The organism is Wolbachia endosymbiont (group A) of Trypoxylon clavicerum, from assembly GCF_947251665.1.
Classification (GTDB): Bacteria; Pseudomonadota; Alphaproteobacteria; order Rickettsiales; family Anaplasmataceae; genus Wolbachia; species Wolbachia pipientis.
On sequence record NZ_OX366374.1, the window covers coordinates 801,862 to 828,142 of the forward strand.

At 35.5% G+C, this 26,281-nt stretch carries 28 protein-coding genes, 5 pseudogenes and 1 riboswitch; of the genes and pseudogenes, 18 read left to right on the forward strand and 15 right to left on the reverse strand.

Going from position 1 to position 26,281, the window contains the following annotated elements:
- Positions 1-9: 9 nt before the first annotated feature.
- The gene (locus OPR60_RS04090) at positions 10-525 is read right to left on the reverse strand and encodes a gamma carbonic anhydrase family protein (protein WP_065094860.1); all 516 of its coding nucleotides are present in this window, start codon (positions 523-525) and stop codon (positions 10-12) included.
- Between the two features lie 144 nt (positions 526-669).
- On the opposite strand from OPR60_RS04090, the gene secG reads away from it, so the two are divergent.
- From secG to OPR60_RS04110, 4 genes are read left to right on the forward strand one after another with little or no spacing between them, the layout of a single operon-like run.
- The gene (secG, locus tag OPR60_RS04095; protein WP_007548880.1) at positions 670-990 is read left to right on the forward strand and encodes a preprotein translocase subunit SecG; all 321 of its coding nucleotides are present in this window, start codon (positions 670-672) and stop codon (positions 988-990) included.
- On the forward strand, positions 990-2,603 hold the full coding sequence (locus tag OPR60_RS04100; RefSeq protein WP_265040082.1) for a CTP synthase: 1,614 nt from the start codon (positions 990-992) through the stop codon (positions 2,601-2,603). Before secG ends, OPR60_RS04100 begins: the two co-directional genes overlap by 1 nt.
- Positions 2,604-2,629: 26 nt before the next feature.
- Positions 2,630-2,770 (forward strand): hypothetical protein, encoded by a 141-nt coding sequence (locus OPR60_RS04105; protein ID WP_265040083.1) that lies wholly within the window; start codon positions 2,630-2,632, stop codon positions 2,768-2,770.
- A gap of 26 nt (positions 2,771-2,796) precedes the next feature.
- A complete protein-coding gene (locus OPR60_RS04110; RefSeq protein WP_265040084.1) occupies positions 2,797-3,549 on the forward strand; it encodes an IS5 family transposase in 753 nt (250 codons plus the stop codon).
- Here the strand turns inward: OPR60_RS04110 and OPR60_RS04115 are convergent.
- From OPR60_RS04115 to OPR60_RS04135, 5 genes and pseudogenes are all read right to left on the reverse strand, one after another.
- Positions 3,496-3,969, reverse strand: a pseudogene (locus OPR60_RS04115) (IS4/Tn5 family transposase DNA-binding protein); the annotation flags it as partial. The gene OPR60_RS04110 and the pseudogene OPR60_RS04115 sit on opposite strands and share 54 nt — an antisense overlap.
- 81 nt (positions 3,970-4,050) lie before the next feature.
- Positions 4,051-4,636 (reverse strand): annotated as a pseudogene (locus OPR60_RS04120) (IS66 family transposase); the annotation flags it as partial.
- A gap of 118 nt (positions 4,637-4,754) precedes the next feature.
- Entirely contained in the window at positions 4,755-5,111 is a 357-nt protein-coding gene (gene grxD / locus OPR60_RS04125) for a Grx4 family monothiol glutaredoxin (protein WP_065095060.1), read from the reverse strand.
- 15 nt (positions 5,112-5,126) lie between these two features.
- Complete coding sequence (locus OPR60_RS04130) at positions 5,127-5,345, reverse strand: BolA/IbaG family iron-sulfur metabolism protein (protein WP_065095061.1); 219 nt, start codon at positions 5,343-5,345, stop codon at positions 5,127-5,129.
- Between the two features lie 78 nt (positions 5,346-5,423).
- The gene (locus tag OPR60_RS04135; protein ID WP_265040324.1) at positions 5,424-6,746 is read right to left on the reverse strand and encodes a malic enzyme-like NAD(P)-binding protein; all 1,323 of its coding nucleotides are present in this window, start codon (positions 6,744-6,746) and stop codon (positions 5,424-5,426) included.
- A 134-nt stretch (positions 6,747-6,880) separates the two neighbouring features.
- Between OPR60_RS04135 and pgsA the strand changes: the two genes are divergently transcribed.
- The 8 genes and pseudogenes from pgsA to OPR60_RS04180 all read left to right on the forward strand — a co-directional run bounded on the left by pgsA (position 6,881) and on the right by OPR60_RS04180 (position 12,716).
- Positions 6,881-7,423: a CDP-diacylglycerol--glycerol-3-phosphate 3-phosphatidyltransferase gene (gene pgsA / locus OPR60_RS04140; protein ID WP_065095062.1), complete on the forward strand. Its 543-nt coding sequence runs from the start codon at positions 6,881-6,883 to the stop codon at positions 7,421-7,423.
- Positions 7,424-7,627: 204 nt separating this feature from the next.
- Complete coding sequence (locus tag OPR60_RS04145) at positions 7,628-8,380, forward strand: IS5 family transposase (protein WP_265039632.1); 753 nt, start codon at positions 7,628-7,630, stop codon at positions 8,378-8,380.
- Positions 8,381-8,384: 4 nt separating this feature from the next.
- The gene (locus tag OPR60_RS04150) at positions 8,385-8,672 is read left to right on the forward strand and encodes a hypothetical protein (RefSeq protein WP_265040085.1); all 288 of its coding nucleotides are present in this window, start codon (positions 8,385-8,387) and stop codon (positions 8,670-8,672) included.
- 60 nt (positions 8,673-8,732) lie between these two features.
- Positions 8,733-9,440 carry an outer membrane protein assembly factor BamD gene (locus OPR60_RS04155; RefSeq protein ID WP_265040086.1) on the forward strand — a complete coding sequence of 236 codons (708 nt, stop codon included), beginning with the start codon at positions 8,733-8,735 and terminating at the stop codon, positions 9,438-9,440.
- Positions 9,441-9,500: 60 nt separating this feature from the next.
- Complete coding sequence (locus OPR60_RS04160) at positions 9,501-10,241, forward strand: YebC/PmpR family DNA-binding transcriptional regulator (RefSeq protein ID WP_065095065.1); 741 nt, start codon at positions 9,501-9,503, stop codon at positions 10,239-10,241.
- Between the two features lie 351 nt (positions 10,242-10,592).
- Positions 10,593-11,522, forward strand: a complete 930-nt coding sequence (locus tag OPR60_RS04170; protein ID WP_245611078.1) for a M23 family metallopeptidase — start codon at positions 10,593-10,595, stop codon at positions 11,520-11,522.
- Positions 11,523-11,529: 7 nt separating this feature from the next.
- Positions 11,530-12,375 (forward strand): annotated as a pseudogene (locus OPR60_RS04175) (SPFH domain-containing protein).
- Between the two features lie 76 nt (positions 12,376-12,451).
- A riboswitch (TPP riboswitch) is annotated at positions 12,452-12,554 on the forward strand.
- Complete coding sequence (locus OPR60_RS04180) at positions 12,543-12,716, forward strand: PQ-loop domain-containing transporter (RefSeq protein ID WP_265040087.1); 174 nt, start codon at positions 12,543-12,545, stop codon at positions 12,714-12,716. It overlaps the preceding riboswitch by 12 nt.
- A gap of 36 nt (positions 12,717-12,752) precedes the next feature.
- Here the strand turns inward: OPR60_RS04180 and OPR60_RS04185 are convergent, their stop codons facing one another.
- Positions 12,753-13,565, reverse strand: coding sequence for a transposase (locus tag OPR60_RS04185; RefSeq protein WP_265040287.1), 813 nt, complete (start codon positions 13,563-13,565; stop codon positions 12,753-12,755).
- 315 nt (positions 13,566-13,880) lie between these two features.
- Between OPR60_RS04185 and OPR60_RS04190 the strand changes: the two genes are divergently transcribed.
- The 3 genes from OPR60_RS04190 (at position 13,881) to OPR60_RS04200 (ending at position 15,871) form a co-directional block, all read left to right on the forward strand.
- The gene (locus OPR60_RS04190; RefSeq protein ID WP_265040088.1) at positions 13,881-14,633 is read left to right on the forward strand and encodes an IS5 family transposase; all 753 of its coding nucleotides are present in this window, start codon (positions 13,881-13,883) and stop codon (positions 14,631-14,633) included.
- Positions 14,634-14,733: 100 nt separating this feature from the next.
- A complete protein-coding gene (locus OPR60_RS04195) occupies positions 14,734-15,486 on the forward strand; it encodes an IS5 family transposase (protein ID WP_265039650.1) in 753 nt (250 codons plus the stop codon).
- 4 nt (positions 15,487-15,490) lie between these two features.
- Positions 15,491-15,871 carry a TrbC/VirB2 family protein gene (locus OPR60_RS04200; RefSeq protein WP_264704015.1) on the forward strand — a complete coding sequence of 127 codons (381 nt, stop codon included), beginning with the start codon at positions 15,491-15,493 and terminating at the stop codon, positions 15,869-15,871.
- Here the strand turns inward: OPR60_RS04200 and OPR60_RS04205 are convergent.
- Together OPR60_RS04205 and OPR60_RS04210 are read right to left on the reverse strand one after the other, a co-directional pair.
- On the reverse strand, positions 15,847-16,845 hold the full coding sequence (locus OPR60_RS04205) for a pyruvate dehydrogenase complex E1 component subunit beta (RefSeq protein WP_012673123.1): 999 nt from the start codon (positions 16,843-16,845) through the stop codon (positions 15,847-15,849). The two genes, OPR60_RS04200 and OPR60_RS04205, sit on opposite strands and share 25 nt — an antisense overlap.
- 547 nt (positions 16,846-17,392) lie before the next feature.
- Positions 17,393-18,493 (reverse strand): ATP-binding protein, encoded by a 1,101-nt coding sequence (locus tag OPR60_RS04210; RefSeq protein WP_265040089.1) that lies wholly within the window; start codon positions 18,491-18,493, stop codon positions 17,393-17,395.
- 580 nt (positions 18,494-19,073) lie between these two features.
- On the opposite strand from OPR60_RS04210, the gene OPR60_RS04215 reads away from it, so the two are divergent.
- On the forward strand, positions 19,074-19,679 hold the full coding sequence (locus tag OPR60_RS04215; protein ID WP_182319338.1) for a hypothetical protein: 606 nt from the start codon (positions 19,074-19,076) through the stop codon (positions 19,677-19,679).
- Positions 19,680-19,916: 237 nt separating this feature from the next.
- On the opposite strand, the pseudogene OPR60_RS04220 reads toward OPR60_RS04215, so the two are convergent.
- From OPR60_RS04220 to OPR60_RS04240, 5 genes and pseudogenes are all read right to left on the reverse strand, one after another.
- A pseudogene (locus OPR60_RS04220) lies at positions 19,917-20,508 on the reverse strand (transposase); the annotation flags it as partial.
- A 17-nt stretch (positions 20,509-20,525) separates the two neighbouring features.
- Positions 20,526-21,278, reverse strand: coding sequence for an IS5 family transposase (locus OPR60_RS04225; RefSeq protein WP_265039687.1), 753 nt, complete (start codon positions 21,276-21,278; stop codon positions 20,526-20,528).
- 60 nt (positions 21,279-21,338) lie between these two features.
- Positions 21,339-21,943: pseudogene (locus OPR60_RS04230) on the reverse strand (transposase); the annotation flags it as partial.
- A 143-nt stretch (positions 21,944-22,086) separates the two neighbouring features.
- A complete protein-coding gene (locus tag OPR60_RS04235; protein ID WP_065094866.1) occupies positions 22,087-22,299 on the reverse strand; it encodes a hypothetical protein in 213 nt (70 codons plus the stop codon).
- 71 nt (positions 22,300-22,370) lie between these two features.
- Positions 22,371-22,934 carry a hypothetical protein gene (locus OPR60_RS04240; RefSeq protein WP_265040090.1) on the reverse strand — a complete coding sequence of 188 codons (564 nt, stop codon included), beginning with the start codon at positions 22,932-22,934 and terminating at the stop codon, positions 22,371-22,373.
- Between the two features lie 132 nt (positions 22,935-23,066).
- Here OPR60_RS04240 and OPR60_RS04245 point away from each other — a divergent pair, with 132 nt between their 5' ends.
- The gene (locus OPR60_RS04245; protein WP_082941400.1) at positions 23,067-24,332 is read left to right on the forward strand and encodes an MFS transporter; all 1,266 of its coding nucleotides are present in this window, start codon (positions 23,067-23,069) and stop codon (positions 24,330-24,332) included.
- Positions 24,333-24,445: 113 nt separating this feature from the next.
- On the opposite strand, the gene OPR60_RS04250 is transcribed toward OPR60_RS04245, so the two are convergent.
- Positions 24,446-25,198, reverse strand: a complete 753-nt coding sequence (locus OPR60_RS04250; protein WP_265039632.1) for an IS5 family transposase — start codon at positions 25,196-25,198, stop codon at positions 24,446-24,448.
- 463 nt (positions 25,199-25,661) lie between these two features.
- On the opposite strand from OPR60_RS04250, the gene OPR60_RS04255 reads away from it, so the two are divergent.
- Positions 25,662-26,072, forward strand: a complete 411-nt coding sequence (locus OPR60_RS04255) for a nucleoside deaminase (RefSeq protein WP_065094863.1) — start codon at positions 25,662-25,664, stop codon at positions 26,070-26,072.
- Positions 26,073-26,281: the final 209 nt, after the last annotated feature.

Sequence of the window (26,281 nt, forward strand, 5' to 3'; positions counted from 1 at the left end):
ACGCGAACTTCAGTTTTTGTATTCCTTCATTAACATAATATAATTTTGTGCCGACTGCGCGATATGTTTAATTTCTTCATTCGACATCTTTTTGAAGAACTTTGCTGGCCTGCCAGCCCATATTTCCCCACTTTTTATTACTTTTCCATGTGTCACTAGCGAGCCAGCAGCTACCATAGCTTCAGACTCCACAACTGCATGGTCCATCACGGTAGAGCCCATACCAATAAACGCTTTATCATGCACCGTGCATGCGTGCAACATACAAAAATGTCCCACTGTGACCATACTGCCAATAATTGTGTCACCACCTGGGTTTCTATCCACATGAATTACCGTTCCATCTTGAATATTTGTTCCATTACCTATTTTTATTGATCCAACGTCCCCTCTGACCACACAATTAAACCAGATGCTTGCATCTCTTCCTATTTCAACCTTGCCTATGATATGCGAACCACCTGCGATGAAAGCACTTTCGTCTATTTTTGGTTCATAATCTTTGTATTTTAAAATGTGATACATATTAAGCCCAAAGTCTTATGCATATGTTAATCAAAATAAGGTAGGCAGTAAATATATACTTAGGTCTCAAGCTATTTGGGTGACAGATGTTCTTGACTTACGTGCTTTGTACTGCTAAAATTTTTATTTTCAGCCCTATCTATAATGTCAGTAGCGGTATTAAGTATATTTCAAATAATATTGGTTGTTGTGTTAGTAATTTTAGTGCTCTTGCAGCCGCCTGGAAGTAGTTCGTTAAGTGGTTTTAGTAATACACAACAGGGGGTCAATTCGATGATTCCGGTGAAATCTTCTGAAAACCCGCTCAGCAGAATAACGGCTATTGTTGCTGGATTGTTTATTATAAACACATTGCTATTGTCAGGATTATGTTCAAAAGACGTACATAAAAAATCGATCGCAGAAAAAATTATATTAGAAAAAAAGCAAGAAAGTGAATCTACTTCTGTTCCATTTGAAAATTAATGAAGGAAGCTAAATTTATCTTTGTCACAGGTGGAGTTGTGTCATCGCTTGGTAAAGGCTTAGTTGCTTCGAGTGTTGGTGCGCTTCTTCAAGCTCACGGTTTTAAGATCCGTATCAGAAAACTTGACCCGTACCTCAACATTGATCCTGGGACAATGAACCCAACTCAGCACGGAGAGGTGTTTGTTACTGAAGATGGTGCTGAAACTGATTTGGATCTTGGGCATTATGAGCGTTTTACTGGAATTAAAGCAACAAAAGATGACAATATAACAACTGGTAAGATATATCATGAGTTATTGAAGAAAGAGAGGCGTGGTGATTATCTGGGCAAAACTGTGCAAGTCATTCCTCATGTGACAGATTTGATCAAATCGTTCATTTTTAATGGTACGGAAGGTTTAGATTTTGTAATATGTGAAATAGGCGGAACTGTAGGTGACATTGAAAGCCAACCATTTTTGGAGGCTATACGCCAAGTTAACTACACATTAGGAAAACAAAGAGTTATCCTGATTCACTTAACTTTAATACCATATCTTACCGCAGCGCAAGAATTAAAGACAAAACCAACGCAGCATTCAGTTCGAGAGTTAAATTCCGCGGGGTTACAACCAGATATTATATTATGCCGCAGTGAGAAAGAAATTTTCGATAATCAAAGAGAGAAAATAGCTAAGCTTTGCAATGTTTCTTTATCTAATGTGATACCTGCCCCTGATGTGAGTCATATATATGAGTTACCGGTGTTGTATAGCAAATGTGGGCTCGATACGCAAATTTTGGAGCACTTTCATTTAAGTAAGCCAAAACCAAGCTTGACTGAATGGGATCAAATAGTGCACTCTATAAGGCACCCAACACAGGAAGTTACTGTATCTATAGTGGGAAAATACACCGAATTCCCTGATGCGTATAAATCACTAGTTGAAGCATTAAATCATGGTTCGATTGGTAATAAAGTCAAAGTAAGGATAAATTGGGTTAACTCAAGAGAGAAGGAAGAAAAACCTATAAATGAAAAACTTATAGGAGAGAAATTACAGAATTCTCATGCAATCCTTGTCCCAGGGGGGTTTGGTGATGACGGAGTAGAGGGTAAAATATTAGCAATAAATTATGCCCGTACAAATAATATCCCATTTTTCGGAATTTGCCTTGGTATGCAGCTTGCAATTATTGAGTTTGCTCGTAACGTTATTAAGCTTGAAGATGCACACTCTGAAGAATTTCATAACTGTAAACATCCAATCGTTAAGTTAGCTGGCGATCAAGATGACGATCTTGGTGGAACCATGAGACTTGGGGCATACAAATGTAATATAAATGCAAACTCTAAAATGATGGATGCATACAGTAACACTACTATTTCAGAAAGGCACAGACATAGATATGTAATCAATTCAGATTATAAAGATGATTTGGAAAAAAATGGACTGCTATGCAGTGGCATATCAGAAGATGGAACGTACATAGAGGCAGTGGAGTTAGAGAGTCATCCGTGGTTTATTGGTGTGCAGTTTCATCCAGAGTTTCAATCAAAGCCGTTTTCTCCTCATCCTCTTTTTGTATCATTTATTGAAGCAGCGGTTGGTAAAAACATAAAAATTTGATAAATAAAACTAATAGAGAAGGTTAGGTGTTAAAGGATTTTGTATCTTTATATGAGTATGTAAAAGAATTATTAGAATACACAGGTGCTGACAATGTCAGCGAAGAAGAACTAGGCTCTGTGGACAAAAAATATGAAAAGAGAGAAAAAGATGGTAGTTTAGCCTAATAGGTAAAAAATGGAGAAACTACCATATGCAATATTACATCAAAGAGGAAAATTGGAAACAAATTTTAGAGTTCATAAAAAGCGTAAAAGGAATGCACAGCAAAGATGAAAAACGTTTAAGAATATTCATAGAGGCAGTGTGGTACATAGTGCGAAGTGGTTGCCAATGGAGACTTTTACCAAAAACTTATGGTAATTACAGGAGTATACGTAAGCGATTTAAAAGATGGTGTGAAAGAGATGTCTGGAAAAAATTGCTTGAATATACTAAACAAGAGCCTGATTTAGAAGTTGCTATAATCGACGGTACGATCATTCGAGCCCATCCATGTTCATCTGGATATACAAAAAACTCCAAGGATCAAGAAGCTTTAGGGAGGAGCAAAGGTGGCTTTACAACTAAAATACATGCGCTTGTTGATGCACTTGGAAATCCACTTAAATTTACTCTGACTCCTGGTCAAAGAAATGAAATTACGCAGGCACAAGTGTTGACCGAAAGTATCTATAACTCTACTGTAGTAGCTGACAAGGGCTACGATAGCAATGCCTTTGTTACAAGTCTTGAAGACAAGGGATGTACAGTAGTTATTCCGCCAAAACGGAATCGAAAAGTGCAAAGGTATTACGATGAGCATATCTACAAAGAACGTCATTTGATTGAGTGTTTTTTTGGTAAAATTAAAAATTTTAGGCGCATTTTTTCCAGATTTGATAAAACTGCTGAGGTTTTTATTGGTTTTCTCAATTTTGTTGGAGCTCTTGTATGGCTTCTCTAAAATTTTGTCCACAGAGCCTAGTACCAAACCTTCTATACTAACGGCAAGAGCTGTATGCATTATAATACCTTTTGCAGTATCATAACTGGACAAATTTGCTAATCCGCTTGTTTTTTTATGGTTATTATATATAATGTAACTGGTATCTTGAATGACAAGAACCCTCTTGTGAGCTTTTGTTCTCTCAACCGTCTTATTAATATGTGTAGCTAAAATATCACTTTCTTTTACATTCTCATTTTGAAAAAAACGGTATGCTGCTTTTGCTTCTGACCAACTTCCGCATGCCTCATTAATTGAGCTTTCAGGTAAACTTATCAAACTATCAGCAATCTTTACTAATCGGTCAGTTAATCTTTTATCTCCAAGTACAGCATCTCCAAATTCATTTTTAGCCCATTCATTACTCTCGTTTGCCATTTTTATACCCTCAATATTTGCAAACTTTAATATTGTAATATTTTACTTTTTAGTCCATTTATATTTGTGGGTAATAGTAAGATTTGATATGCTGCCAACACTTATGTTCAAATTAAAAATGTCATTTATGATACTAGCCACTTCACGCTTTGAGTTTTTGTAAAATCCGCTGAGTGCTGCAATTATAGACTTAACCCTTGGACCAAATGTATCTGGCGTAACACCTTCTGGTAACTTGCTACTTTTTCTTTTTCTGCATCTCCGACAACGACCATGTTCCAATTACTACATAAGGCCTAATTTCCGGAAGATCAACTTTTTGGTGCACATAAGGTTTTTCGCATATTACAAGCTCTCCTCCGCATTCGCAAATATTAGGCAACTCTATTTTTACTACTTTATCCGCTTCCATTGTGGCATGAAAATTTCCTTTATGCCCAACCTGATCGCCAACATTCCTTTCGCTTTTTGGCTTGTCCTTTTTTGTTTTGTACAATTCTTTAGAGCTCGGTAGAGATGAATTTTTCGAGTTTAAACCAAGCCTCTCTTTCAACTTAGCGTTCTCAATCCTCAAGGCCTTATTTTCTGCCTCTAACTCTTCTATCCTCCCTTCCAACTTTTCTATTTTTTGCTGTAAATTTTTGCAAAGTTCTAAAAGGTTTACCACATTACCTCACTTTTGCTCTATGATTATCTTTATTATCTTGCTTTGTCTACCTTATTTTGCCGCTCCCCTGAACGGATACGGTTTAAGACATAAGATCTTTTTTCATAGCTATACTACGTTATCCAGCGTCTGGGCACTGGTTTCTTGGTACTGATTCCGCAATAATTTTTTTTTCCTTCAATAAACTTTGCAGTTCGCCTTTTTCGTACATCTCGCGAGTGATGTCGCAACCACCAATAAACTCTTCCTTTATATATAATTGTGGAATTGTTGGCCAATCAGAAAACTTTTTTATAGATTCACGTATTTCATCATTCTCCAACACGTTAATATACTTAAACTTCACGTTCAATTTTTTTAGGATTGACACGACGAGTCCAGAGAATCCGCATTGAGGAAAATCAGAAGTGCCTTTCATATATAATACCACATCATTTTCTGCGATATCTTTTTTTATTTGTTCAAAATTGCTCATAAATTCACCTTATTTTTAAGTATTAGTTTCCAGTTGCAAGGCGTGTATAGACTGACCTTCCAGAGCTTTATATACCATTTTATGCTGTTCTATTCTTGTCTTTCCAAGAAAGCGCTTGGAGGTTATTTTTAAATGATAATGATCATCATCTCCAGCAAGGTCATGAACCTTTATATCAGCGTCGGGGAACGATTGTTTGATGATCCTCTCTAATTCGTGAATTGCAATAGTCATTGATTTACTTTAAATTACAATACTTTCATTATAAATCTAAAACGACTGGGTGCAATTGAATTATTGATTATATAGTTACTAATATTGTGAAGATAGTAGATTCAGTGTGTTAAGTGCACTAGCAAGGCGAGATTTTAATTGATTTTCATATTTACTCCAATCTTGTATTGCCTTTCTTGCAACACCTGAATCAACTGCGGCTTTTGCAACAGCAGGAGATACTATAGAAATTAATCTTGGGTCAAATGGAGTAGGTATTATATATTCACGTCCGTAGCTCATTTTACGACCGCCATAGACTGCAGATATCTCACCTGGTACTGGCTCACGGGCAAGCTTTGCTATTGCATCTGCAGCTGCAATTTTCATTTCATCATTTATTGTTGTTGCATGTACATCAAGCGCTCCTCTGAATATATAAGGAAATCCCATTACGTTGTTGACTTGATTGTTGTAATCTGACCTGCCAGTTGCGATTATTGCATCTGGCCTCACAGATTTTGCAAACTCAGGCCTTACTTCTGGATCGGGGTTGGCGAGAGCGAAAATAATCGGGTCTTTGCCCATACTCTTTAACATCTCTTCATTTAACACATCTTTTGCAGATAATCCGATGAATACATCAGCGCCTTTTATTGTATCAAGTAGAGAACGTTCGGAAGTATCAATTGCATATTTTTCCTTCCACTCATTCATGTCCTCGTTTCTACCTTTGTATATTACTCCTTGCTTATCACACAGCACTATATTTTTAGCGCCCATGGACTTTAGTATTTCTAAACATGCAATACCGGCTGCTCCAGCACCATTCATAATGATCTTAACGTCCTCTAATTTCTTTCCGACAATATCAAGAGCATTTTCTATGCCAGCTGCAACAACCACCGCAGTTCCATGCTGGTCATCATGGAACACTGGAATATCCATCAGTTCATTCAGGCGTTTCTCTATTATAAAACAATCGGGAGATCTTATATCTTCTAAATTTATCCCCCCCCAACTTGGTCCAAGATACCTTACTGCATTGATGAAATCTTCTATATTTTCTGTACCAACTTCTATATCAACTGCATCAATATCAGCAAAACGCTTAAATAAAACAGCTTTGCCTTCCATGACAGGTTTTGCAGCAAGAGGACCGATATTACCAAGTCCAAGCACTGCAGTGCCATTTGAAATGACAGCAACACAGTTGCTTTTTGCTGTATAATCATAAACAACCTCAGGATTTTTAGCTATTGCAAGGCACGGAGCTGCAACACCAGGGGAATAAGCAAGTGACAAATCATACTGGGTAGATAAAGGTTTTGTTGGCATGATTGAAATTTTACCAGGGTTACCACCTCTGCTGTGATACTTAAGCGCTTCTTGTTTTGTGGTACTATCTAAATCATCGTTCATCATTACATCCTTATATTTTAAGCTTGTATTTTTTAAGTATATGGAGTTTTTATAAATGTTCAATTGTAAACTATTAACTTGTGAACTCTGTTGTACTTCTGTATAAGTTTACCTATTACGTAAGATGATATTACATGCTTAAGAAGAACTTGCCTAATTTGCTTACGATTTCTCGTGTGCTTGCGATACCAGCAATAATATTAAGTTTTTATATAGAAAATAAGTATGCAGACCTGATAACAATATCAATCTTTATATTTGCATGCATTACAGATTTTTTTGATGGTTACTTAGCGCGTGCGTGGAAAGTCCAATCGAAATTTGGCAAGTTATTTGATCCAATTGCTGATAAGTTAATAGTAGTTTCAACGATAATTATGCTAGTTTATAAGCATAAGATAAATGATTATACGATAGTACCATCAGTTATCATCGTTTGTAGGGAGATATTGGTTTCGGGTTTGCGGGAATTTCTTATAGCTACAAACGTTAGCCTACCTGTAAGCAAAGCTGGAAAAATTAAGACATTTCTGCAGATGGTTGCTGTAGTAGCACTAATAGTGAGCAATTATGAAACAGTTCAATATACAGGTGCGATTTGTTTATGGGTTGCAGCTATTATAACTGTGTGGTCAGGCTATAATTATATCCTAGCCGGCATCAAACAGATTGATTAAATCTCCTAGGAAATAGTTAATAGACAAGAGTAGTTAATATCTTAGTGATATTGACTCAGAAAGCAAAAAGGTGTATAATTGTATTAACTTACAACTAATTAGGTTAATATTATGAAAATACCTAGGCTCTGTGGACAAAAAATATGAAAAGAGAGAAAAAGATGGTAGTTTAGCCTAATAGGTAAAAAATGGAGAAACTACCATATGCAATATTACATCAAAGAGGAAAATTGGAAACAAATTTTAGAGTTCATAAAAAGCGTAAAAGGAATGCACAGCAAAGATGAAAAACGTTTAAGAATATTCATAGAGGCAGTGTGGTACATAGTGCGAAGTGGTTGCCAATGGAGACTTTTACCAAAAACTTATGGTAATTACAGGAGTATACATAAGCGATTTAAAAGATGGTGTGAAAGAGATGTCTGGAAAAAATTGCTTGAATATACTAAACAAGAGCCTGATTTAGAAGTTGCTATAATCGACGGTACGATCATCCGAGCCCATCCATGTTCATCTGGATATACAAAAAACTCCAAGGATCAAGAAGCTTTAGGGAGGAGCAAAGGTGGCTTTACAACTAAAATACATGCGCTTGTCGATGCACTTGGAAATCCACTTAAATTTACTCTGACTCCTGGTCAAAGAAATGAAATTACGCAGGCACAAGTGTTGACCGAAAGTATCTATAACTCTACTGTAGTAGCTGACAAGGGCTACGATAGCAATGCCTTTGTTACAAGTCTTGAAGACAAGGGATGTACAGTAGTTATTCCGCCAAAACGGAATCGAAAAGTGCAAAGGTATTACGATGAGCATATCTACAAAGAACGTCATTTGATTGAGTGTTTTTTTGGTAAAATTAAAAATTTTAGGCGCATTTTTTCCAGATTTGATAAAACTGCTGAGGTTTTTATTGGTTTTCTCAATTTTGTTGGAGCTCTTGTATGGCTTCTCTAAAATTTTGTCCACAGAGCCTAGCAATATGTCTGTAGCCGGATTGGCTCTTGCTGGTTCTTCTATATTTTTAATAAGAAGGATAATGTTAATGGCATTAGCATCGTCCTTAAATCCTGCTGTTGGACCTACTTTAGGCTTGATAGGTATTGCACTTTTTATGGTTGTACAGGTATTAACTATACATTCCTATAGCAAGACGCTGAAAGATCCAAAAGTGGAAGGACGAGGTGAATCAAGAAATGCAGGTAGTTCTGACCGTAGTTATAAAGAAGAAGGGCAGGCTATTGCCTAAGAAATTTATTTATTTAAGTAATATTTAGGTCTATACTTTATTTTGATCGAAAAAAATCTTATGTATAAGACTTTAATCACGTGCTTTATTTTTCTGGTTTGCTCCTTTACGCAGTCACATGCGGATGATCTTGAAAAAACTGAAACTGAACTATATGAAGAAGCAGTTGAACTTTTTGACCAGAAAAAATATAAACAAGCTATTAGGGCATTTCATAAGATAGAGGATTTGTATCCTTTTTCTTATTGGGCAATGAAAGCAAAATTATTATCTGGGGTCTCTCACTATAATATGGGTAACTATAGCAGTGCTGCAAGTGATATGGATGATTATATATATGTTTATTCAAATGGTGAAGATTTACCATATGTATACTACTTAAGGGTATTATCTTATTACATGCAAATTAATAAAGTGCAACTTGGACAGCAAACTGCATATAAAACTTTAGAGCTAGCCACTGAGTACATTAATCTCTTTCCAGGCAGCGAATATGTAGACGAGATAAAGGAAAGAGCAAAATTAATCACAGAACATATATCAACAAAAGAGTATTCTATCGGTAAATTTTACCTGAGGCGTGGTGAATATTTAGCAGCAATTAAGCGTTTCCAGAATATGGCAAGCTATAAGGATTCTAAATATTTTTCTAAGTCTATTAACTATTTAATAGCAGCCCATTCAGCTCTTGGCCTTGACTTAGAAGCTGAGCAGTATGAAAGTATGTTATTAGCAGAAAACCTGCAAGATGCCAAGCCGGAGGCTTGAAAATTTGCTTTAGTTTTTTCTATGCTTTGATATATAATTTAGATTTTTAACTATTTGAATATGGCTGGTCATTCACAATTTTCAAATATAAAACATCGGAAAGGCGCTCAGGATGCAAAGCGCTCTCAAAAATTTACGAAGCTGATTAGAGAAATAACAGTTGCTGCAAAGCAAGGGCTGCCCGATCCCGAACTCAACCCGCGCCTTCGCTCTGCTATATTTGCTGCACGCAAGGAAAATCTACCAAAAGATAAAATAGAAACAGCAATAAAAAATGCAACCGGTAACGTTGCTGGAGAAAATTATGAGGAAATCCAATATGAAGGTCATGGCCCTTCTGGCACTGCACTCATTGTCCATGCCTTGACTAATAACCGCAACCGTACTGCTTCTGAGGTACGTTATATATTTTCTCGCAAGGGTGGAAACTTGGGAGAAACAGGAAGTGTTAGTTACCTCTTCGATCATGTAGGCTTAATCGTCTATAAAGCAGAGGATGTGAATTTTGATGATTTATTTAATTATGGGATCGAGTTAGAAGTATTGAACGTTGAGGAAAATGACAAAGAAGGATTACACGTTATAACTTGTGAAATAAAAGATTTTGGTAAAGTACGCGATGCCTTTTATGCAAAATTCGGAGAACCAGAACTTGCTCGTCTTTCATGGCAGCCAAAAGATCTGATTGAAATTAGCGATAAAGAGTTGATTGATAAATTATCTACATTGGTTGAAGAACTAGAAGATAATGACGATGTACAGTACGTGGAAGGTAATTTTACTTTTGTTGATGCTGTTTAAATGATGAAGCTGATTATATTTGTGCTGCTCTTTATCTTACCGTTATATACCGCTGAAACATCAGCAGATCTTGCGCAGTATGCAGCCAGTGCCTCTCTTTCTTGTCATCCCAGTACCCAGACACTGGGATCCAGCAAAATTGATTGTAAACAGCACACTATACAACATTTTCGATTAAAAAACTGGATTCCAGTGTCAGCTACTTGCATGACAGAAAAGGAACGTACAAAGGCTGCGCCCATAGGGTGTCATCCCAGTGCCCAGACACTGGGATCCAGCAAAATTCAAGCACATTATGCAACATTTTCGGTGAAATTACCAGAAAGCTGGATTCCAGTGTCAGCTACTTGCATGACAGAAAGCAACCTAACCCACTCTCCAGTGTCACTTCAGCAAGGAATCAGGAAAAAAAAAGATATTACTTTGGTGGAGGGAAGCAACGTAGGAAACTTAGTACATGATGGAAAGTTGTTATTCATATCCAGCACCATAAAATCCTCTTTCTTTGCCACGGGAATTGAGCAAGGGTTGGCGCCAAATACAGTGGTGAAATTGATCAACATATATAAAGATTTCGGTGTTGATTTTAAAAAAGACATTGTGCCGAAGAGTAAATTGGAGGTTCTTTTTGAGAGATCGCTCAGTAATCGGAAGACTGAAGAAAAAATTTTATATGCTTCACTGACAATAAACAAGAAAGCTATTAGTTTATATCATTATAAATCGCAAGACGGCAAAGAAAGGTATTTTAATAAAGAAGGAATAAGCTTAAAAAATGGCGAAATTTTTGCAAATCCTTTAAATGGAGATTATCGCATATCCTCAAAATTTGGCAATAGAAAGCATCCTGTTCGCGGTAAAATTGCTTTTCACAAAGGAGTGGATTATGCAGCTAAACTTGGCACTCCCATATACGCTGCTGCAGAGGGTGTGGTAGAATATATAGGAAAGAATGGTGGCTATGGAAATTACATCAAAATAAAACACAAAAATGAATATTCAACCTGTTATGCGCATATAAGTAGATTTAGTGGCGATATAAAGTTAGGCTCTAAAGTAAAGCAGGGGCAGGTCATCGCTTATGTTGGTAGCACTGGTGTTGCAACAGGACCCCATTTACATTACGAAGTTATATATAACAGCAAACACATCGATCCGCTTACGATAGCGCATAAAACTGAAGTAAAATTGCCTGATCATGAATTAAGAGAGTTTAAACTATTTGTAAATAAGATAAATAAAACGATCAACAGAGAGGGTTCAAGTGAAAAAGAAGTTTAAAGACAATATGGATAAGAATACGATAAACGATAGAATTTGAGTCAAATTCGGGCTTTTCCTGTAATAATAGCGCTAGGATTAATTTTATCGCTGCTTTTTTGGGCATATGACAGCACAATTGCACTTGGAGTTGCTGCTGTTTCAATTTTGACTTTTCTTCAAGGATTTTTTATTAATGACCCTAATGAAGCAAGAGTGATAGAGTTTTTTTGGTCATTATATTGGAACTTATTTTAAGTCTGGAATATGTGTAACGCTTCCCTTTTCAAGCAAATATATAGTTTCCCTAAAATTTCAGAATATCAACACAGAAAAAATAAAAGTGAATGATGCCAATGGAAGTCCAATAGAGATTTCAGCAGTGATTGTTTGGAGAGTGAGCAGTCCTGCAAAGGCGTATTATAATGTTAACAACTATCACGAATTTGTTTTTGTACAAAGTGACTCAGTAATAAGAGAATTAGCAAGCAATTATCCGTATGATAGCGAAAGCGATGAGGAATCTTTACGTAAAAATTCTGATAAAATTTCAGATGAATTGCGGTCAATGTTACAACAAAGATTAGATATTGCAGGAATTGAGATTACAGAAGCGAGAATATCGCATCTGGCATATTCATCTGAAATTGCACAGGTAATGCTAAGACGCCAACAAGCACATGCTATCACTTCGGCAAGAAGGCTTATAGTGCAAAACGCAATAGGAATTATCGAGGAAGTAATAGCTCATTTTGAAAAAAACAAAAGCTTACAATTAGATGGCAAGCAAAAGGTTCAATTGATAAATAATTTGCTGGTTGCCCTAATCTCTGAGCAAGATGCACAACCGACGATTAGTTTGGATAATAATTAGCATAGAAGCCGATTGGGTTTCATAAATGCAAGTCACTATTAATTTCTTGATTAATAGACTAAATGATGTTATAAATTACACGCATTAGGGGTGCTCTAGAAAAGCTGAGAGTACATAAAGTACAACCCTTTGAACCTGATATTGTTAAAGCAAGCGTAGGAAAATGTATGTATATAAATATTGAAGAATGCTTCGGCTTCATTGCGTTAATTGCATCTCTAATTGGATTATCACCTCAAGTATATAAAGCATATATCACTAAAGTTACTCGTGATGTATCGATGTTAATGTTAGTAAACTATCTTATTTGTTCATTAGACCTGCTGCGAATCAAGCGATAAAAAAAAGGAAAGGAGGGTGAATAAAATCAAGGTTAACTAAAAGGCGTGCTTAAGATTTACAATACCAGCAATAATATTGAACCTCAAGTTATATTTTTTCTGAAAATTGCGATAAACATTCGACATAATCTTAAATATCTTTATCTCTCGGATCTTATTTTCTACTCTCATTCTAAATGATGCTAACCTTCTATTATGCTCTTTCTGCTCTGGAGTTAATGGCTTTTTACGATACTTTTTATATGGAATTATAACATTGCTTTGCAATTTTTGCCAACCTTGATATCCAGAATCAGCATGTTTTATGCTATCAAGTGGTAAATATTTTTCTTGTTTCCTTATGCGAAAATCACTAATTCTACCACGGTATGACTTTGACACTGATAAAATTCTTCCTCCTTCTTCGATAATAATCTCAGTTTTCATAGTGTTGGTTCTTTTTTTTCCTGAATATGATTTCTTCCGTTTTTTACTATCTTCTGGCCTCTGTATTTGCTGTTCTGTAACATCAGCCAAAATCTTCAGTATTTTTTCTGGCGTCATACTTCTATCTTTTGTTATAGTCACTTTTTTGGCGAGTAATGGCTCTATTCTCTTAAGTAACCTACATACATTTGCGTTGTGCACATTGAATAGGCATCCTAAAAATCTATGTGTTATGTAAGTGCGATAGTACAAAATTACGCAAAACAACTTATCTTCCAGAGTTGGTAGTTTTGATCTTCTACCATGACACTTTTTCTGTTTTTCAAGTTTTTTCCATCCAGACCTCACTTTTTCTACTACTTTTTCGAACTCCTCTATACTTAAACCTGTTATATTACGAAAGTTTCTTGGGTGTTTTTTCATATTATAGTAACTAAAGCTCATTTTTTTTCCTTACTTGATCTGCTTATTCTTCTTCTACCCCTCTCACATCATTTTTTCAATCACCTTTTGCAGCAGGTCTAATGTTCGTGCAGTTGTGTGTCAACTACTTTTGTGGCACTGTTTGTTATTCAATCTTTATGCTAGTTTTACTAAAAATTATAGTATTTTAGGTATAATTGCAATATCTAAATTTAAGGTATAGAGATGAACCCTAGGCTCTGTGGACAAAAAATATGAAAAGAGAGAAAAAGATGGTAGTTTAGCCTAATAGGTAAAAAATGGAGAAACTACCATATGCAATATTACATCAAAGAGGAAAATTGGAAACAAATTTTAGAGTTCATAAAAAGCGTAAAAGGAATGCACAGCAAAGATGAAAAACGTTTAAGAATATTCATAGAGGCAGTGTGGTACATAGTGCGAAGTGGTTGCCAATGGAGACTTTTACCAAAAACTTATGGTAATTACAGGAGTATACATAAGCGATTTAAAAGATGGTGTGAAAGAGATGTCTGGAAAAAATTGCTTGAATATACTAAACAAGAGCCTGATTTAGAAGTTGCTATAATCGACGGTACGATCATCCGAGCCCATCCATGTTCATCTGGATATACAAAAAACTCCAAGGATCAAGAAGCTTTAGGGAGGAGCAAAGGTGGCTTTACAACTAAAATACATGCGCTTGTCGATGCACTTGGAAATCCACTTAAATTTACTCTGACTCCTGGTCAAAGAAATGAAATTACGCAGGCACAAGTGTTGACCGAAAGTATCTATAACTCTACTGTAGTAGCTGACAAGGGCTACGATAGCAATGCCTTTGTTACAAGTCTTGAAGACAAGGGATGTACAGTAGTTATTCCGCCAAAACGGAATCGAAAAGTGCAAAGGTATTACGATGAGTATATCTACAAAGAACGTCATTTGATTGAGTGTTTTTTTGGTAAAATTAAAAATTTTAGGCGCATTTTTTCCAGATTTGATAAAACTGCTGAGGTTTTTATTGGTTTTCTCAATTTTGTTGGAGCTCTTGTATGGCTTCTCTAAAATTTTGTCCACAGAGCCTAGGCTCTGTGGACAAAAAATATGAAAAGAGAGAAAAAGATGGTAGTTTAGTCTAATAGGTAAAAAATGGAGAAACTACCATATGCAATATTACATCAAAGAGGAAAATTGGAAACAAATTTTAGAGTTCATAAAAAGCGTAAAAGGAATGCACAGCAAAGATGAAAAACGTTTAAGAATATTCATAGAGGCAGTGTGGTACATAGTGCGAAGTGGTTGCCAATGGAGACTTTTATCAAAAACTTATGGTAATTACAGGAGTATACATAAGCGATTTAAAAGATGGTGTGAAAGAGATGTCTGGAAAAAATTGCTTGAATATACTAAACAAGAGCCTGATTTAGAAGTTGCTATAATCGACGGTACGATCATCCGAGCCCATCCATGTTCATCTGGATATACAAAAAACTCCAAGGATCAAGAAGCTTTAGGGAGGAGCAAAGGTGGCTTTACAACTAAAATACATGCACTTGTCGATGCACTTGGAAATCCACTTAAATTTACTCTGACTCCTGGTCAAAGAAATGAAATTACGCAGGCACAAGTGTTGACCGAAAGTATCTATAACTCTACTGTAGTAGCTGACAAGGGCTACGATAGCAATGCCTTTGTTACAAGTCTTGAAGACAAGGGATGTACAGTAGTTATTCCGCCAAAACGGAATCGAAAAGTGCAAAGGTATTACGATGAGCATATCTACAAAGAACGTCATTTGATTGAGTGTTTTTTTGGTAAAATTAAAAATTTTAGGCGCATTTTTTCCAGATTTGATAAAACTGCTGAGGTTTTTATTGGTTTTCTCAATTTTGTTGGAGCTCTTGTATGGCTTCTCTAAAATTTTGTCCACAGAGCCTAGGAAAGTTTTTAATATTCTTTTTATAGTATTATTTATTTCTTTTTCTCATGTTGGGAGTGCTGCCGCTGACACTAATACTGATACAACTGCTCAAGTAATATGTAACATTATTGGCTACGTTTGGGGAATAGGCGGACCGCTTATGACCGTAGTGATAATAGGTGCAGCTTTGCTTGCGATATTTGGTAGAATGCCATGGCCAGCTCTTTTTGCACTCGGTATATTTTGTGCTGTATTTTTCGGTGCTAAAACTATCGTCATAAAAGTAATGGGTGGTATAGGCGGCACTGGAAATACTTCTTTGATGGACCAATGCGGAACAGGAGACACAAAAAAGAACTATTTTTTTCTAAAACAGACCTGATGCACGGCTTCAACTATATCTTCCACTTGCGGTAATGCTTTTTTTTCTAGATTTGCAGCGTAAGGTAAGGGGATGTCCTTGCCAGTTACACGTACAACTGGAGCATCAAGGTAGTCAAATCCTTGTTCCATAACAACGGCTGACAGCTCTGCTCCTATTCCTGCAAATGGCCATCCTTCTTCTACACTAACTAACCTATTAGTCTTCTGAATAGAGTTAATAACAGTTTGAGTGTCAAGTGGTCTTAAGGTTCTGAGGTCAATAACTTCAGCTTCTATACCTTCACTCGAAAGTAAATCTGCTGCATTTAAGGCATCCATTAATTTTAATGAAAAAGCAGTGATAGTTACATCCTTTCCTTCCCGTATAACAGCAGCTTTGCCTATCTCAAGTAGATAATCTTTGTTTGATAGCTCAGAGTCAGAAACTTCATGCTCATGTCCATAAGCTATTTCGTTTTCTAGAAATATTACCGGATTAGGGTCACGAATTGCAGCTTTAAGCAGACCTCTGCAATCGGAGGCAAAATAGGGTGCTATTACTTTTAACCCCGGTATATGCGAATACCAAGCTGCAAAGCATTGAGAATGTTGTGCAGCAACTCTTGCTGCAGCGCCATTTGGTCCACGAAATACTATAGGGCATCCAAGTTGTCCGCCTGACATATAATTTGTTTTTGCTGCGGAATTCACAATTTGGTCAATAGCTTGCATAGAAAAATTAAAAGTCATAAACTCGACTATTGGCTTTAATCCAGCAAATGCCGCTCCAACAGCAAGGCCAGCAAATCCATGTTCGGTAATAGGCGTATCAACTACTCTGTTTTCTCCAAACTCTTTCAGTAATCCTTTCGTTACTTTATAAGCACCATCATACTCTGCAACTTCTTCACCCATGATAAGCACATCAGAGTCGTTTTGCATTTCTTCTCTAATTGCTGTGCATAAAGCTTCTCTTACACTTAAGGTTGCCATTTATAAACTTTTATAGACTTTAACTAAAGTAACTATATCAGAATTACTGGGGATAAGTAAAGTGTACAAATTAAGTTTTACAAACATCATGACCAACTCATTCCAAAAAAAAATCTTCTCACGCTTGCTGGTTTTGGTTGCTAAAAATGATTGTATTGCTTGTGTTTTTAATAATATATACTGCTAAGTTAATAATAATTCACTTGGGAATAACAGAAAAATACATGATAATTTTATATTTCAAATAGAATAAAATCCTTTTTATTGATACTGTCTTTTTTTGTAAAAAACATTCCTAACTTTTCCACCACTTTTTCTGGCTAAGGTCAGTATAACTTTTGCTTGAAATAACTGTTTATATGGTGCAATTTACAGCTTTTAGTTGCTAAAATTATAACTCTTAATTTAATAATTTTAATCCAATAAGCTTTCAGGTTAATAAAATTAAATTATTTGAGTAAATGCAATACCATGTCTTTATTTGTGGGTAATAATAAGAATAACGAAGGTTGGCTCAGCTACACTTCTATAATTTCAATTTTTATGTTTACCGTATAAAAGAAGTTTCTTCTGTCTGTGTCTCCCTGTTTGAAACCAACCTTATTCTCTCTCTTTCTTGTTCTGAACTTAACCCGCGAAGCGCGTGATCGAAATCTTTCTCACTAATCTTAGACCGTCTTTCCTCAACAGCACACATTTTTGCCTCATTTACTAATTGCTCTAACTTAGCCCCAGAATAGTCTTCAGTCTTTTCTGCAATGTTTCTAAGGTTTAACTCTTTATCGGCTTTTGTACCTCGCATATAAAGTTCCAATATCTTTTGTCTCGCTTTCATGCTTGGATTAGGGATAAGAACCTTCTGACCTAAACGTCCAGGTCTAATAAGTGCTGGATCTATATCATCGATACGGTTAGTTGCACCAATTACTATTATATCTTTTCTGCTCTTAAATCCATCTATTTCAGTTAATAACTGTGTTAAACTCTCTCGACAATGGTCAGCTGAGGTATTAGCGGTACTTCTTTTTTGAGCAACTACATCTATTTCATCTATAAAGACTATACAAGGAGCATGTTTTTTTGCTACTTTAAAAAGCTCGCGTACAGCATGTGCACCATGACCAACATATACTCCAATAAGATCAGGGCCTGAGATGCTTATGAAATTCATATTTGATTCACCTGCAATTGCACGAGCGATAAGTGTTTTACCATTTCCAGGAAGGCCATGTAATATGTAACCTCTTAGTGAATTAATACTTTTATTTCCAAACAGCTTGTGCATTTCTTCTGTCATTTGGTCACGGCAAATCATCTGCAACCTTTGTTTTAAGGGGTCATCAATTATAGCATCAGCAAATGTTGTTCTTTTATCATCTGAATTAGCTAATTCTATTGATATAGGCAGCTCTACTTCCTTTAGTTTGCTGAATATTTGATCATATATAAACCAAGCAATAAAAAAGAAAACGACAAGTAACACACAAGGCATAGCTTCACTAACATAATGTGCAGCTAACTCATACCCTTTACTGAGCAACATTGTATGCATATAGGCAAACAAAAAAGCGATAGAGACAATAGTTGCCACGCATAGTAAACAGATTGCAATTCTTTTTAGTAATTCTGAAATTTCAATTTTTTTCATCTTAATACCCTATACCAACTTCAAACTAAGAATAATTTTATCTAGCTTACCTATTTTAGCTTGATTAGAGCGTTCAGAAAAATTATCAAGTACGTACTTTAACTTATTAAATACTAAAAACAATATATCCCCATATTGTCACATACATCTTTAAAGTTTACCAAATTCATTTTCAAAAAACAAGATTTTATTATTAACCCAAATTCTGGATTAGATTTTAGGTAAATTATTGAAAGTCTTGAATTTTACTAAATTAGTAACTAATCTTAAAATGCTTACTGCTTTATCGTAAATGCTAAAACAATAAGCTATTGATATTCTTGTTTTTTTAATCTCCAATCCAGAATTCGGGTTAAAAACGCTAACTTGTATCTTCAAGAAGTAAGACATAATAGCTCTAAAATGTCTTGCAAGGAAAGGTAAAGCTGAATGCTAACTTATGCCAGAAAGATACCGTCTTGTTTGCCTTTTTGAGTAGTATCATCTTATTTTTCCTGTAAATTTTGTTTATAACGCCTAAGATTTACGATATTTTAATCCCGGTAGAATATCTTATAAAATCAGATTATATGTTATACCTATGGAAATAGATAACTTTCAGCAATATTACAACCAAGAAGAAATGAAGACAGTAACATTAGCTCAAATTTATAAAGACTTGGTAATAAAGATATCCGATATAGTCGAACAAAATGGTGGAGCTATGACATGGGCAAAAGTTCCAGATACTAAAAATATTTTCATAGAAATAAAAATTGACACTTTAGGGCAAGGTAAAATTCAATTTTCAAAATTAACCCAAGAAAATCAAGCAGTATCCGTGCAGAATGATAAAAATATAGCAACAATTCAGTTTAATTATACAATTGATCCAGAATATACTTATTCTAGTTGCTATGGTAATAGATGTGAAAAATACCATTATGCTCAACAATTGTATTATGACTTTTTAATGATACAAGCTTCAGTAAAATATGATCAGTTAATTGACTGCTATAAATTAAAATTTGATAAAAAAAAAAGATATTTACTTGATGAGAGGAATAACAGAGTAAATCATATTAACGTGGAGACTAAAATAAGATTTCAAAATCAAGATGGTTCATATCTAGTAGATGAAAAATCTAAATTCAGTTTGTACGCTTGCACTTGCTTTGATAAAGAGTGCAATGATAAGTTAGATTGAGCGTTCAGTACTATCTTACACACTTAAAAGATATGATCAGAATTATAGCTAATATTAAGGAAAGCTAAATGACCTTACCCAGATGGTATGAATAAGTATTGCTTGGTTGAAAGCAAGAGAAGATAATAACTTCTCAGAGTGGGTAGGGGCAGGTTGGTACTTTTTCTGGGGCACTTTCTGCTCCTATATGGAGTATAGAAAAAAGAAGACCTTGTTATCCAGACCATACGCGTCAAGTTAAGAAGCAAGGGTAAGAAAATTCAATGAACTTAAGGTGGATACTCTAGTTTTTCTATGTCTGTCTTTCACAGAAAATTGTGACCAGTCTGTGGTAAGTTTTTTCAGGAAAATTCTCAAATTATTAATTTTGCTGCTTAACGCTAAAAACAACTCCCTAATCCTTCTTTTTAATTCAATGAATGCCTTTGTTAAACTCAGCTCTGTATTCTCTTTCAGTTTTATACAACCAACTATTCCATGAAATATAAGAATTGCGCACAATTTAGCGTATAGTTCACATAATACTCTGTATGGTTTGCCTTTAAGTTCGTCAAGCCTGATGTGACTCTTATACAATTTAAATAATAATTCAATCTGCCATCTTACCCTGTAAATTGTTAATACTTGTTCAGCGCTGATTTTACTCTCTGGAACGTTAGTTATGAATATCGACCAATCCAGCAATTTTTGATTCTTTTGAGAAAATATGTGATTTTGCTAACTTATTGGCCCTTCTTCTTCTAATTATAGACTGTTCTTCAGTTAACTTCTGACATATAATTCTCACTTTAATTTTTACTTCTTTTCCTAATAGCACCTCCATCTCTAGGCTCTGTGGACAAAATTTTAGAGAAGCCATACAAGAGCTCCAACAAAATTGAGAAAACCAATAAAAACCTCAGCAATTTTATCAAATCTGGAAAAAATGCGCCTAAAATTTTTAATTTTACCAAAAAAACACTCAATCAAATGACGTTCTTTGTAGATATGCTCATCGTAATACCTTTGCACTTTTCGATTCCGTTTTGGCGGAATAACTACTGTACATCCCTTGTCTTCAAGACTTGTAACAAAGGCATTGCTATCATAGCCCTTGTCAGCTACTACAGTAGAGTTATAGATACTTTCGGTCAACACTTGTGCCTGCGTAATTTCATTTCTTTGACCAGGAGTCAGAGTAAATTTAAGTGGATTTCCAAGTGCATCGACAAGCGCATGTATTTTAGTTGTAAAGCCACCTTTGCTCCTCCCTAAAGCTTCTTGATCCTTGGAGTTTTTTGTATATCCAGATGAACATGGATGGGCTCGGATGATCGTACCGTCGATTATAGCAACTTCTAAATCAGGCTCTTGTTTAGTATATTCAAGCAATTTTTTCCAGACATCTCTTTCACACCATCTTTTAAATCGCTTATGTATACTCCTGTAATTACCATAAGTTTTTGGTAAAAGTCTCCATTGGCAACCACTTCGCACTATGTACCACACTGCCTCTATGAATATTCTTAAACGTTTTTCATCTTTGCTGTGCATTCCTTTTACGCTTTTTATGAACTCTAAAATTTGTTTCCAATTTTCCTCTTTGATGTAATATTGCATATGGTAGTTTCTCCATTTTTTACCTATTAGGCTAAACTACCATCTTTTTCTCTCTTTTCATATTTTTTGTCCACAGAGCCTAGAAAGAAATTTATAAGATAAATATACAAATCAGTAAGTCATTAGTATTTACAACTTTAAGCATTTCATCTGCTAAGTTAATTTCATGAGTGTTACCTCTATCTAACACTGACCTTATGGCAACATTATTTATAACAAACCGCAAAGGTTGCACTTGCATAATCACCTAAATCTTTTGGTTTTTGGTTACGTATTTTTCTTGAGCCAAATTCATTTTTTATTTCAACGCTTGTTGGTAAAATGATTTTGGAGGCATCAAGAGCTAACACTCTAAAGCCAAAACAAGTTTTAAATTTTTGGTCTTGGTAGTACAAGGAAACCACACCTTCGTTAATTTCTGAAAATGCACTGTGTTTCATTTTTTTTCTTGCTTGACTAAAAGCACTAGCAGTAACGGTATAGTCTTTTTTCCTATATAAAATAAATTCGTTTAGTATTACTTGCAGCGACTTTACACTTTTTCTTAAAATTAAGATAAATATGTCAATAAAAGATAACTTCCTCTTTCTCATAAAATCTTTTGAAGATGATTTATGGGATTCTATAAATTCTAGACTTGCCAATTCATTTTGAATAAATTTTATTACTGCCTTTTTTACTCATACTACCTTTAAACTTATTGGTATACATCATTATCCCATAAAATCTATCTTTTTTCCTTAACTTAATGGCAGTGTGACTTGGAATATCTTCGTGAACTACATTTTCCTCATAACAGATTAGGTACTTATCCCCAGTTGATGTCTTCATGCCTGATGAATTTTGCATTTCGGGTGTCACGTTGGATAGCGAGTTTGACTATCGCTATATCTTCCTCATGTTCAATCGCTTCTTGTATAAACCCCTCTGCTAGCTCTTGAACTGATTGGTTTTTCACTTTAGCCAAGCGAGTAAGATTCTTTAAAACTTTTTCGCTAATGTTAATACCTGAATCTGCCATATGTTTTACCAAAATCTACTACTATAACAATTTTACAACATCTTTCTAAATTTTTCAATAAAAAAAGCAGTTTACGTAGGTACTTTCCACCCATTTCCAGCAGTTTTTTCTTCTTCTGTTTCTTCCATTTTAGAGCCTGGTTCTTCATGTGTATCAGTCACAGGTTCTTTTTCTGCTTGCATTATTTTACCTGATATGTACTCCTTAGTTTGCTCAGCAAGCTCGATTACAATAGCTACTCCAATTGCAGTTGCAATCAGAAGTACTGGTATTGTAGCTCCCATAGCTAACAAAGAACTAACTGTAGTTGATAAAGACGATAAAGAATCTACTTTAATTATTGGAGTCAAGCCACATGCAACAAGGCCAACTCCGGCTGCAACACTTCCAATAAACAAGCCAGCTAGACACGCAGTTTCTTTTAATGTTAACCCGCTATGACGCTCATATGGAATTGGATACAAAAGAATTGTTATGAAAGCTGCAATTAATGGCACTACATAGATGGCTCCAACAGTTCCGCCTATTATCAGAGGTGAAAGACTAGTGAAACTTAGTAAGAGACCTATTAAAGTGCCTATTATAGCTCCTATTATTGCTGCCACGCCTAGCATCGCTAAATAAATTACACCCACCTTAACTTTGTCCCTATGTTAATAACATTTTAGTTTCACACACCATAATAAAAAAGTCAACCCACACCTTAGGTTGCAAAATCCCAAAAAGCAGCCAGAATAGAATAAGCAAACATTTACGAATTGAATTTAGTGCAAACAAGGGTGTTGATATCAGCTATTCTCTGCAGAATCGCAATATGGTATGACCATATGCTCTTTATCGATCTGGTTAACATAATTAGTAGAGAGTTTTGTTGTGCAAAAGATGTTTACTACAGCATACTGCAATTGTTTGGAATTGCAGGACTGGGTGCTATGGTAAGGCCACTTGGCGCATTCATATTTGGTCACATTGGTGACAGGTATGGAAGGAGAATGGCATTAACAATCGCTATCTTGCTAATATCGATTCCGTCTAGTCTCGTTGCGTTTATTCCAGGTTATAGTGAAATAGGTATAACCTCCACTATATTGCTTCTTGCAATCCATGTGACACAAGGGATTGCGCTTGGCGCTGAACAAGGAGGCAGTTCTGTTTATCTCATAGAGCATTTACCTAATAAGAAAAAACTAGGAATGTTTTTTGGAATAATAAGTTTTGGTCGCTCCATTGGCATCTTGCTCTCTGTGATTGTAGTGATCATCTGCAAAAAAAACACTGATTTTAACGCTTGGGGTTGGAGGTTGCCGTTTACTTTTTCATTTGTTTTGGGGTTAATCAGCGCATATAGTGTATACACATTAGGAGAAACTCCAGCATATGAAGAAAGTCGAAAACAAAGGAATTTATCTGATTTGCCAATAATAGAGCTTATAAAACGCTACAAGAGAGCTCTGTTACTTGCCGTTTTAATATCTGTACCTGTTAATGTTGCTGTTGGATTTACCATATTTCTTCGAACAATTGCAAAAGAAATAGTGTCGGTTGAAACGTATGTAACAACATATGTCAATGAAATTGTGCTCATTATAACCAGTATATTAATGCCGGTATCTTCAATAGCGCTCGGAATGTTAGCTGATAAAGTAGGAAAAGAGCGCACTGCAATCTTATTTACAGTGATCACAATGGTACTGTGTTGTCCTGTGTTATCTACTGCATACTACTATAAAAGTTATCTTATAATTATGCTTAGTGTAATGGCTCTTTCTATAATAGAAAGGGGTATAAATCCTATAGGAATAGTTGCATCTGAACTCTTTCCTACCAATGTTAGATTTAGTGGTGTGAGCTTATCACGCAATATCTCTTATGCGTTACATGGAGGATTTACTCCTATGGTTTGTATTTGGTTGACTGTAACATTTCCTCAAACAAACCTTGCTGCTGGGCTTTATATAGTCTTCTGCTTGTTGGTCAGTGTGGTAGCAATATTGCAAATAAAACCGCAAGATAAGAAATTTGATTGGTCTTAGTTTTCTCCTATGTGATTTGATAGACCGGGAAAGGGTTTCATCTAAGTAGCTGACACCCTGACAACCGTCATCCCGCTGCTTGTTAGCGGGATCTAGGCTCTGTGGACAAAATTTTAGAGAAGCCATACAAGAGCTCCAACAAAATTGAGAAAACCAATAAAAACCTCAGCAGTTTTATCAAATCTGGAAAAAATGCGCCTAAAATTTTTAATTTTACCAAAAAAACACTCAATCAAATGACGTTCTTTGTAGATATGCTCATCGTAATACCTTTGCACTTTTCGATTCCGTTTTGGCGGAATAACTACTGTACATCCCTTGTCTTCAAGACTTGTAACAAAGGCATTGCTATCGTAGCCCTTGTCAGCTACTACAGTAGAGTTATAGATACTTTCGGTCAACACTTGAGCCTGCGTAATTTCATTTCTTTGACCAGGAGTCAGAGTAAATTTAAGTGGATTTCCAAGTGCATCGACAAGCGCATGTATTTTAGTTGTAAAGCCACCTTTGCTCCTCCCTAAAGCTTCTTGATCCTTGGAGTTTTTTGTATATCCAGATGAACATGGATGGGCTCGGATGATCGTACCGTCGATTATAGCAACTTCTAAATCAGGCTCTTGTTTAGTATATTCAAGCAATTTTTTCCAGACATCTCTTTCACACCATCTTTTAAATCGCTTATGTATACTCCTGTAATTACCATAAGTTTTTGGTAAAAGTCTCCATTGGCAACCACTTCGCACTATGTACCACACTGCCTCTATGAATATTCTTAAACGTTTTTCATCTTTGCTGTGCATTCCTTTTACGCTTTTTATGAACTCTAAAATTTGTTTCCAATTTTCCTCTTTGATGTAATATTGCATATGGTAGTTTCTCCATTTTTTACCTATTAGGCTAAACTACCATCTTTTTCTCTCTTTTCATATTTTTTGTCCACAGAGCCTAGATAAACTGGAGGATAAAGCAATAGTAGCTGTAATACTGGATATAGAAGAAAAATATGGTGTAAGAGAAGCAAATCAATTCAAATCGATAGAAGAAATAAAAGAATATTTAAAACGGGAAACAGATAATTATCATTCAAAGCAATTAACTAGAATTCAAAGTGAGCATGATTATACAGGCTCACATAATATATCCTTGACTAACGTTACTCCTTATGAATACAATTAGCTAAGTGATGAAGGCTATATATAGCCTTGTGAAGAAAATGTTGTAGTTGTTGAGTCAAACCCAAGTAGTAAAATTTACGACTTACGGAGGATAGAAAAATTAAAAAAAGAAAATTGTATCTGTTGAAAATAACAAGTGTTCAAGTATCAATATATGGAGCTTGCCATAGAGCAAGCCAAACTTGCTCAGAAAAATGGTGAGGTGCCAATAGGTGCTGTAATGGTTAGTGGAGACAATATCATCTCCTCTGCACACAATATATCTAACGATCCAACTGCACATGCAGAGATGTTAGCGATCAGACAAGCATTTTCAACTTCCACGCTTTGTGATACTGATATGTACGTAACATTAGAACCATGTCCGATGTGTGCTCAAGCTATTTCCTTTGCCAGAATTAAACGATTGTACTTTGGAGCTTATAATCCAAAAGGTGGAGGAATTGAAAATGGTGCTAAGATATTTCAATTTTGCAGCCATATACCTGAAGTTTATGGTGGAATATTAGAAACAGAATGCTCTTTTTTGTTAAAGGATTTTTTTGAGAAACTAAGGAACATTTGATAAATCGTCATGCTACTTGTTTTCCGATACAAAATCGTCATCCCGCTACGTGTTAGCGGCTAGATACTGCGGCGGTATGACGTGGTTGTCATTATTCCGCTACTTGTTTTCCGATACAAAATCGTCATCCCGCTACGTGTTAGCGGGATCTAGGCTCTGTGGACAAAAAATATGAAAAGAGAGAAAAAGATGGTAGTTTAGCCTAATAG